Source organism: Sporosarcina sp. USHLN248 (genome assembly GCF_037144575.1).
GTDB lineage: Bacteria > Bacillota > Bacilli > Bacillales_A > Planococcaceae > Sporosarcina > Sporosarcina contaminans.
Genome location: NZ_JBBCZC010000101.1, coordinates 1 through 803, shown reverse-complemented (window position 1 = coordinate 803; position 803 = coordinate 1). Strand labels below are relative to the sequence as shown.

Here is an 803-nt window from a genome sequence, read left to right as displayed (position 1 = left end):
AAAGGGGCTGTCCAGAAAGTCAGTGAAAACTGATTTTCTGTGATAGTCCCTTTCTGGTTGGAGAATAAATGGGGAACCCCTGACAACCGTCGCTTTCCGTTCCAGGCGCACGCTTTCCGGGGGGCGGGCGGTGAGCCTCCTCGTTCGCTTCGCTCCCTGCGGGGTCTCACCTGTCCCGCTAATCCCCCAGGAGTCGGCGCCTTTCACTCCAAGCAACTACTCATCACTTCAAACTATAAATATACAAAAAAATCGTCCAATCTTGTAAAATGGAAGTGACTAAACCCCATTTCAGAAAGGACGATTTTTATGTGCAATCCGAAGATTACTATGAATGATTATACCACAGAACTGCCGTTGGCAATAGAGGAAACAGAAGTAGCCTTTCCTAAGCGTTACATCAAGCCCTCATTCAAACCCTATAATAACCGACAGGGATTCGTCATCTTCGATGTCCAGGAACTGATACCTGAAAACCATGTTGCACGTGTGGTGGATGAAATGGTGGAGGCCATCCCGGATGATCGGCTATTCTCCTATTATGTCGGTGGTGGCCGCAGCCCTTTCCATCCCAAAATGATGTTGAAAGTTATCCTCTATGCATACTCGCAAAAAGTCTATTCGTGCCGTGAAATCGAAAAAATGTTGGAGGAGAATCTGCCGGCTATGTGGCTCGCCGCAATGCAGAAACCCGATTTTCGTACCATCAACGAATTCCGGGGCAACCGCATGAAGGCGATGATGGACGAGTTATTTGAAACGATGATACTGAAACTGATTGAGGACAACTATATCACGATGGA

Annotated in this window: 1 protein-coding gene; it reads left to right on the top strand. The window is 47.4% G+C overall.

Translation table 11 applies throughout. The annotated features are described in order from the left end of the window. Nucleotides 1-309 precede the first annotated feature (309 nt). The coding region (locus WFH04_RS18095) for a transposase (protein ID WP_336825715.1) at nucleotides 310-803 on the top strand (494 nt) is incomplete at its 3' end.